This window comes from Mesorhizobium sp. M7A.F.Ca.CA.002.09.1.1 (assembly GCF_003998555.1).
GTDB classification, from domain to species: domain Bacteria; phylum Pseudomonadota; class Alphaproteobacteria; order Rhizobiales; family Rhizobiaceae; genus Mesorhizobium; species Mesorhizobium ciceri.
Map to the genome: position 1 here is coordinate 1 of NZ_RZRR01000145.1, position 8386 is coordinate 8386.

The window sequence follows — 8386 nt, forward strand, 5'->3', positions numbered from 1 at the left end:
GTCCAAATATTTCCAACCGAGGCCGATCAATGCGCCGGCGCTGGCCGCCGGCAACGGGCCGAACTACAGCTGCTCCACCAACCCGATCACGCCGCTGACCGATGTCAGCGTTACCACTGGGCTTACCGCGATCAAGGCCGCGATCGACCTGATGAAGCCCGATGGCGGCACCAATGTTCCCGAAGGCATGGCCTGGGGTTGGCGGGTGGTTTCGAGCGGCGAGCCGTTCACGCAAGGCCGCCCGGAAACCGAGAGAGGCAACGACAAGGTCGTCATCGTGCTGACCGACGGCGCCAATACCTACTACACGCCGTCCTCGCTCAGCCATTCCGACCCCGCCGATTCGAAATCGACCTATGCGTCCTTCGGCTATCTCAACCCAGGCTACAACGGCACTTCGGTGGGCCGCCTGTTCATGGGCACATCGAGCGCCATTGGCCAGTTCGACTATTCGAACGGCAACTACACCAACGCGCTCAACGAGCAGATGGCGACGCTTTGCAACAACGCCAAGGCAGCCAATATCATGGTGATGACGGTGGCGCTCGACCTGTCGACGACCAAAACCGCCGATCAGCAGGCGATCGAGGCGCTGAAATCCTGCTCGTCGAACTCGCGCTTCCGCAAGGATCCAACGGACGCGAGCAAGCCGGCAAAACTGTTCTGGAATGCCACCGGCGCCAGCTTGTCGAACGATTTCAAGGAAATCGGCAACGAATTGTCGAACCTGCGCATCGTCGGCTGATCCTCAGGCTTCGGGGGCTGGCTGGAACAACGGCTGGCGCCGCCATGCACTTGCGCGCGCCTCCCGGGACAGGCACATCTTGGCCGCCTGCCGGATCGCGCGTCCATTCGCGGCGCGCTGGGGAAGAACAGATGCCCGAAACAGCCAATCATCTCGCCTTCGCGCTGGTCTGCCTCGGCATGGTGCTGACGCCTGGCCCCAACATGATCTATTTGATCTCGCGTTCCCTGTCGCAGGGGCCGAAGGCGGGGCTCATCTCGCTTGGCGGCGTGGCGCTCGGCTTTGTCTTCTATGTACTGGCGGCGGCATTCGGCATCACCGCGCTGCTGCTCGCAGTGCCCTACGCCTATGATGCGCTGCGCTTTGCCGGCGTGCTCTATCTCCTGTGGCTGGCCTGGCAGGCGGTGAAGCCGGGCGGACGCTCGCCATTCGAAGTGCGCGAATTGCCGAGGGACCGGCCGCGCAAGCTTTTCGCCATGGGCCTGATGACCAATCTGCTCAATCCGAAGGTGGCCGTGCTCTATCTGTCGCTGTTGCCGCAGTTCATCAGCCCCGGCAAGGGTCACGTCCTGTCGCAGCTCCTGGTGCTCGGCGCGACACAGATCTCGATCAGCCTCAGCGTCAATGCCGTCATCGCGGTAACGGCCGGTTCAATCGCCACCTTTCTCGCCGGACGGCCCTTGTGGCTGGTCATCCAGCGCTGGATGATGGGAACCGTGCTGGCGGCTCTTGCGCTGAAGATGGCGACAGACGCGCAGCGCTGAGAGTGCAAACCGGCGGTCGCCGCTGTCAGCCGCCGAAGACTTCTTTCAGGAATGCATGAGAGGCAAGGATGGATTGCTCGGCAGCATTGTACTGACCATAGGCCTCGATGCCGGTCTTCAATCCTGCGGAGTCAAATCCGTGACGAGCACCCGGGTAGACGTCAAGCTGCACAGAGCTTCCCTTGCCGCTGCGCTGCGTCATCATCTCCTGGCAATTTTTGGCGGGGGTCCGATCGTCCAGCTCGCCGATCAGGATCAAGGTCGGGACCGCCATGTCGCCATTCGTTGCCGAACAATCCGGATAGTAGGCGATCGCAGCCTTGAATTTGCGCTCCATAAGCCGCTCGTCTCCACCAGACTGCAAGGCCTCGAGCGTTGCGTTCCCGCCAGCGGAGAACCCCATCAACGCAATGCGCCGCGGGTCGACAAAACTGTATTTTGATAGGTATTCCAGAGCGCCGTAGGCGTCATATACGCGATCAACAGGGTGGAGGCCATCACAGGTCTCCTTAATGCCGCGGGTGCTGAAGCTGTCGACGACGAGGACGACGTAACCCCAGGAAGACAGTCGCTCGGACCAGGTTTTCCTTACACTTCGGGGCAAACCTGAACATCCGTGCAGAACCACGACAGCCGGGAACGGCCCCTCACCCGGCGGACGCGTTAAATACCCCTGCAGCGGCGTGCCGGGAACGGCCCTCGGGACGTTGCCGCCCGCTTGCGCAATGCGCTTCTGAAATGGCGTTGGCTCCGAAGCCGCGCTTTCAAACTGCACCGGCTGGTCAGCGCGCGCTGGCGCGGCATGCAGATAGCTACCGATACAAAGGCAGGTCAGACAGACGACCTTGTTGGGCAGTCTCGGCAGGGTGAAGGCCATGGGTGCCTGCTTCGTTACATCGGCCGTCTTATCTGCTGTGCCCGCTCCGGCTCGACCACCTTGCGGTAGAGATGCCAGGTGGCATGGCCGAGCACCGGCATGACGACGGCGAGCCCGGCAAACAGCGGGATCGAACCGATCACCAGAAGCACGGCGACCAGCAAGCCCCACAGCGCCATTTGCAGCGGGTTGGCCATCACCGCCCGGGCCGAGGTCTCGATGGCTGAGACGGCGCCGACGTCGCGGTCGAGCAGCAGCGGGAAGGCAACCACAGTGGTGGCCAGCACGATTACGGCAAAGACAAAGCCCGCGGCATTACCGGCAAGGATCAGCGTCCAGCCCTTACTGGTGGTCAGCACGTCGCGGATGAAGCCGCCGATCGAGGCCGGCGGCTGGTCTCCGAACAGGCCAGTGTAGATCGATTGCGCGGTGTAGAGCCACAACAGGAACAGCGCCACCAGCATGACGCCGATGACGGCGATCGACGGGATCGCGGACGAGCGCCGGACATCAAACGCGTGCCGCCAGGAGGTGTTCATGCCGAGCTCGCGCCGGCGGCTGATCTCGTAAAGGCCGAGCGCCGCAAACGGCCCGACCAGAGCGAAACCCGACATCAGGGGATAGATGAGCTGGATGGCATTGGCGCCGGACGTCCACTGCGTCAGGATCAGGCCGACGATGGGATAGATCAGGCACAGGAACACGTAGTGCGATGGTTTTGCCCAGAAATCCTCGAACCCGAGACGCAACGCATCCCAAAGGTCCGACGTGGTGATGCGGCGCACCGTCGGCTGCACATGCATTCCACGTGCGTCCGCCATGACATGAAAGCCGGCCATAACCTTCCTCCCGTGTGTCGGGGCGGTCACCGCCTGGATGGCCGCCAGAGCTGCCACTTCAAGATCGAGAAGCATGATAGCAGAGTTGGCGGCGATTGTCGCCGGGTCAATGGCCTGGGGAGCAACTCCTCGTTGTGTTCAACTCTCCGTATGGCCTCTCATATGGCGTACCTTGGCAGACCTTCGTTTTGGCCAATCATTGTGCTGCATTTTAGCATTTACGCATTTTAGCATTTACTTAAATTACTCGTAGGGATCCCTGGCGTATCACCTGAGCTTTACGAGTTTCGGCGAGGGACTATGTTCGCATTGAAAGCCTTCTGGTCTTCGGAGCGCGGCAACTTTGCCATAACGACCGCCTTCGCTATGCTGCCAATAATGATTGGTTTGGCCGGCGCCGTCGATCTGATCGGCACGAGCCATGACGCCTCGCAACTCCAGAACTCGCTGGACGCGGCTGGGCTCGCCATCGGCACGAAGTTCTCTCCCGATATGGCGGCTGGCGATGTCCAGCAGCTTGGGCTGCAGTTCTTCGCCGCCAATATGAGCGCGGCCGACCAGCAGGAATATTTGGGCAGCGTCTCCGCTTTCGCGGCAACGGCAAGCGGCAGTCCAAGCGCCTACTTTATCTCGCTGTCGTCCAGCATAAGCCGCCCAAGCTTCATCAGCGCCTCGGCCCCCTGGCAGGCCTACCGCTCGGCCTCGGTCAAGATAAAACCTGGCGCGCAGGCCTGCGTGCTGGCGCTCGATCCGCATGCGTCCGCCGCCGTGAACCTGCAGGGCTCGACCAACGTCTCGATGGACAATTGCGTGATCGCGGCGAACTCGGACGCGTCGGATTCCGTCAACAGGGGTGGTTCCGCACTGGTTTCGGCCGGCTGTGTCTCAACCGTCGGTGGCACCAGCGGGCTGTTGCCACCCAGCGCCAGTCTCGCCTGCGGAACGCCGCACGAACATAGGTACGCATCCTTTGATCCATTGGCCGACGTCGTTCCTCCCCCTTACACATTGTGTTTGCCTGTCCCGAACGGCAAAACCTACACGCTGTCGCCCGGCACTTATTGCGACAAGACATTATCGGGGAACATCACGCTTAATCCGGGCGTCTACATCATGCGCGGCACCACCATAAAGCCAGGGGGAAACGGCAGCCTGACTGGCCAGGGCGTGACCATTTTCCTCATGGAAAGCGCTCAGATCTACATAAATGCCAATGAGAAGGTGAACCTTTCCCCGCCCACCAGCGGCCCTTATGCTGGCATCACCATTTTCCAGGATCACGGCAACACGTCTGCCCTGACATTGAATGGTGGCGCAAATTCCGTGCTCAGCGGTTTCATCTACGCGCCGGACGCGCCCATTTCCTACGCCGGCAATTCTGATATGAGCGCCCAGGGCGACTGTCTCAGGCTTGTCGGCAATACGATACAGATGACCGGGAACTCGTCCGTCAAGTCCGACTGCGCGGCGGCGCTTGGAAATCGCACAATGTATGCCGATCGGATGATCACTCTGGTGAAATGAGAGACAACCTGACGTGCGGCGGCGCCAGCGGTAGCGTTGAGAAAAATGGCGGTAACGCACGGCCGGATCGGTTTCGATGCGAGGCGCAATCCGGCCAGCCTGGGATAGGCAGCGCCGTCGAACGCCTGGTGAAATTCCGCCCAGCATGCCACGCCGATCAGCGTTGTACCGGCCAGCGTCAGTCTGTCGCCCCCTCTTCGATTTTCGCCGCCCTGCCCGGCAAAAGCCATGATCGCTATTATCTCAGAGGCATGACCATAGCGAAAATCGAAACCCACCCGATCCCGAAGCTGAACAGGCGCATGGTGCTGACCGGCCTCGCAGCCCTGGCGGGGCTCGCCGCCTGCAGCACCGTTTCACTGCCAACCGGCGAAGGCGCCGGGGTCTCCTCCTCCGCCACCAGCACGCTGGCCAGCATCCGCGCCTCGGCCGGGCTCGCGCCGCTGGTCCCCGACCGGCAGCTCGAACAGGCCGCCCTGCAGCAGGCAGGCTACATGGCGCAGCGCCGCCGCATGAGCCACACCACCGGCTGGGGCAAGGATTTCGCCTCGCGCGTCAGGGACAATAGAATTTCCGGTGCCGCGGCGGAGAACATCGCCGAGGGTCGTTTCGACCTCGATAAGCTGTTCGACATCTGGGTGCATTCACCAGGCCATCGCCGCAACATGCTCGACCCGCGCTTCACACGCTTCGGCCTTGCCTATGTGCGCGACGGCAGCGACAGCAAGCTCCGTTACTGGAGCCTCGTGCTCGGAAAATAGGAAAACGTGCCGGTTCGGTGCGCCACACCCAAGACGATTTGATGGAAAGCTAGTCCATATGCGCCGCCGGCGCGCCGCCGGCTGGCGCCTGCTTCGGCTTGCGCAGCAGGAAAACAAACGGGATGGCAAGCAGTGTCATCACCATGAGTATTTTGAAGTCGTTGACGTAGGAGATCATCATGGCCTGGAGATTGACCATGCGATCGACCTGCGAGAGCGCCGTTGGGTCGCCGCCTGCGGCCGCCGGCGAGACAGCCCACAGATTGGGGTTGAACGGATTGATGAAGGCCGAAAGCTCGGCATGGTTGATCTGCGTGTTGCGCACCATCAACACCGTCACGACCGACACGCCGATCGACGAGCCAAGATTGCGCACCAGGCTGAACAGAGCCGTGGCATCGGTGCGGAAGCGCACGTCAAGCGTGGCGAAGGCGACGGTCGACAACGGCACGAACACCATCCCCATGCCCAGGCCCTGGATGACGCCGGAGCTGATGATCAGCCAATTGTCCATCTGCGGGGTGAAGCTGGACATGGTGTAGAGCGACTGCGCGGTCAGCAGGAAGCCGATGACGACGAGGATCCTGGCGTCAATCCTGCTCATGAGCCGCCCGACGACGAGCATCGAGATCATGGTGCCGACGCCGCGTGGCCCCATGACGATGCCGATGGTGACGGTCGGATAGCCGAAGATGGTCGACAGCATCGGCGGCAGCAGCGACATGCTCGCCAGGATGAGCACACCCATGACGAAGATGAATGCGAGCCCGGTCACGAAATTGCGGTCGAGGAAGATCTTGGGATCGATGAAGGGGTGCTCGGCCGTCATGGTGTGAATGATGAACACCCAGAAGCCGGTGAGCGAAAGACCAAGTTCGATCCAGATCTCGACCGAGGAAAACCAGTCGACCTCGCCGCCGCGGTCGAGCAGCAGCTGAAGCGCGCCGACGCCGAGCGATATCATGGCGAAGCCGAAGAAATCGAAGCCGCGCACGCGCCGCGCGATAGCCGGCAAATAAGCGGCCATACCGAGAAAGGCGACGATGCCGACCGGCAGATTGATGAAGAACACCCAACGCCAGTTGAAATTCTCGGTCAGCCAGCCACCGAGTGTCGGGCCCAGAATCGGACCCAGCATGATACCGGCGCCCCAGATGGCCATCGCCTGGCCATGGCGTTCCCTGGGATTGATGTCGAGCAGGAAGGTCTGCGACAGAGGCACGATCGCGGCGCCGAACACGCCTTGCATCAGCCGGAAGAACACCATGGTCTCCAGGCTCCAGGCGATGCCGCACAGCATCGAAAACACGGTGAAGCCGACCACCGCCGTCAGGAACAGTTCCTTGCGGCCGAAGCGATCGGCCAGCCAGCCGGTGACCGGCGTCATGATGGCGGCGGCAACGATGTAGGAGGTCAGCACCCAATTGATGTTGTCAGGCGAGGCGCCGAGATCGCCGGTCATGGTCGGCAGCGCGACGTTGGCGATCGTCGTGTCGAGCGCCTGCATGATCGTCGCCAACATGAGCGCGACCGTGATCAGGCCGCGATGCGGCACTTCTTTGAAGGGTTCGGGCGTGCTCATGGCGTGGAACTTCCAGCAGGTAACAAAAACGTGTACAAGGGGTTTCCGGGCGGCAACGCCTTCCGTTGAGAGACCCTCGTCGCGGTGGGACGCGATTGTCGATGTGGGGGTTACATCGACTGAAAGTCTCTGATCAGCGGATGCCTGCCGCCCGGAAACATGAGGACCGACGGGTCCGCGTCGGAGATTTCAGACTTCGGCCAGGCCGCTATGCGGCGTGCCCAAACGCTGATCCTTCCAGCTCCTCCCATCAGACCAATCCTGCTATTCACCTCCGCCGCTGGTCCTGCGGCATTCTGTTGACGTTACTGCGCGGCCTCGCCGGCCGTGGCGTGACCGAAGATCGAAGGCAGGCCACGCGCCACGCCGGTGTCGACGGTAACGGTGGCGCTCATGCCGGTGCGCAACGCCATCTTGGCGTCCGCATCGGTCAGTTCGAGACGAACCGGGATGCGCTGTGTGACCTTGACCCAGTTGCCGGTGGCATTCTGGGCCGGCAGCAGCGAGAACTCGGCTCCCGTGCCGGCGCCGATCGCCTTGACCGTCGCCTCGAAGGTGCGCCCCGGATAGGTGTCGACCACGATCTCGGCCTTCTGGCCGGGCTTCATGTGGGTGAGCTGCGTTTCCTTGAAATTGGCATCGATCCAAGTGTCGCCGGTCTCGACCAGCGAAAACAGCGGCGTGCCGGAACCGACATACTGGCCGACCTTGAACGACGAGGCCTGGCTGACGATGCCGTCAGCCGGCGCCTTGACCGTGGTCTGCGCCAGGTCGTAGGCGGCCTTGTCGCGCGCGGCGAGCGCGGCCATCACGGTCGGATGCTTGTCGGTTTCGATGTCGGGATTGCCGCCAAGGGCTGCCTTGGCGCTGATGATGCCTTGCTCGGCAACGGCGAGCTGCTGCTTGGCCTTGTCGAGATCGTTCTTGGCTTCGTCCAGCGACGATTTGGCGTTGATGCCCTTCTGGGCAAGATCGGCGGCGCGGTCGAACTGCGACTGGGCGAAGGCGACCTGGCTGGCATCGGACTTCTGCTGAGCCATCGACTGGCCATAGGCGGCGCGCAACTGCTCGACATTGAGACGCGCGCCCGCCACCGCCGCGTCGGCCTGCGCCAACGCGATCCGGTAGGGCTCGGGGTCGATGGCAAACAGCTCGTCACCCTGCTTGACCAGCTGGTTATCGAAGATGTCGACCTTGACGATGCGGCCGGCCGTGTCGGAAGCGATCGACACCTTGGCCTGCTGCAGATTGGCGTTCTCGGTCTCCTGATAGCGGCCGCCGGTAACCCAGACAT

General features: G+C 62.2%; 7 protein-coding genes and 1 pseudogene. 4 read left to right on the forward strand and 4 right to left on the reverse strand.

Annotation, left to right across the window (positions count from 1 at the left end):
• Both EN994_RS09150 and EN994_RS09155 read left to right on the forward strand, forming a co-directional pair.
• A pseudogene (locus EN994_RS09150) lies at positions 1–745 on the forward strand (hypothetical protein); the annotation flags it as partial.
• A gap of 131 nt (positions 746–876) precedes the next feature.
• Entirely contained in the window at positions 877–1509 is a 633-nt protein-coding gene (locus EN994_RS09155) for a LysE family translocator (protein WP_024504845.1), read from the forward strand.
• Positions 1510–1534: 25 nt separating this feature from the next.
• Here the strand turns inward: EN994_RS09155 and EN994_RS09160 are convergent, their stop codons facing one another.
• Positions 1535–2386, reverse strand: coding sequence for a dienelactone hydrolase family protein (locus EN994_RS09160; RefSeq protein ID WP_063167719.1), 852 nt, complete (start codon positions 2384–2386; stop codon positions 1535–1537).
• Between the two features lie 14 nt (positions 2387–2400).
• Positions 2401–3225: a DUF2189 domain-containing protein gene (locus tag EN994_RS09165; protein WP_013532367.1), complete on the reverse strand. Its 825-nt coding sequence runs from the start codon at positions 3223–3225 to the stop codon at positions 2401–2403.
• 300 nt (positions 3226–3525) lie between these two features.
• Between EN994_RS09165 and EN994_RS09170 the strand changes: the two genes are divergently transcribed.
• Complete coding sequence (locus tag EN994_RS09170) at positions 3526–4749, forward strand: TadE/TadG family type IV pilus assembly protein (protein ID WP_027163217.1); 1224 nt, start codon at positions 3526–3528, stop codon at positions 4747–4749.
• Positions 4750–5000: 251 nt separating this feature from the next.
• Positions 5001–5510 (forward strand): CAP domain-containing protein, encoded by a 510-nt coding sequence (locus EN994_RS09175; protein WP_063167718.1) that lies wholly within the window; start codon positions 5001–5003, stop codon positions 5508–5510.
• Positions 5511–5559: 49 nt separating this feature from the next.
• On the opposite strand, the gene EN994_RS09180 is transcribed toward EN994_RS09175, so the two are convergent.
• Positions 5560–7092 carry a DHA2 family efflux MFS transporter permease subunit gene (locus tag EN994_RS09180; protein WP_013532370.1) on the reverse strand — a complete coding sequence of 511 codons (1533 nt, stop codon included), beginning with the start codon at positions 7090–7092 and terminating at the stop codon, positions 5560–5562.
• Positions 7093–7397: 305 nt separating this feature from the next.
• A partial coding sequence (locus EN994_RS09185; protein WP_164745846.1) for an HlyD family secretion protein occupies positions 7398–8386 on the reverse strand: 989 nt, incomplete at its 5' end.

Coding starts and splice junctions, on each gene's coding strand:
- EN994_RS09155 (WP_024504845.1), top strand. CDS start 877: ATGCCCGAAACAGCCAATCATCTCGCCTTCGCGCTGGTCTGCCTCGGC.
- EN994_RS09160 (WP_063167719.1), bottom strand. CDS start 2,386: ATGGCCTTCACCCTGCCGAGACTGCCCAACAAGGTCGTCTGTCTGACC.
- EN994_RS09165 (WP_013532367.1), bottom strand. CDS start 3,225: ATGGCCGGCTTTCATGTCATGGCGGACGCACGTGGAATGCATGTGCAG.
- EN994_RS09170 (WP_027163217.1), top strand. CDS start 3,526: ATGTTCGCATTGAAAGCCTTCTGGTCTTCGGAGCGCGGCAACTTTGCC.
- EN994_RS09175 (WP_063167718.1), top strand. CDS start 5,001: ATGACCATAGCGAAAATCGAAACCCACCCGATCCCGAAGCTGAACAGG.
- EN994_RS09180 (WP_013532370.1), bottom strand. CDS start 7,092: ATGAGCACGCCCGAACCCTTCAAAGAAGTGCCGCATCGCGGCCTGATC.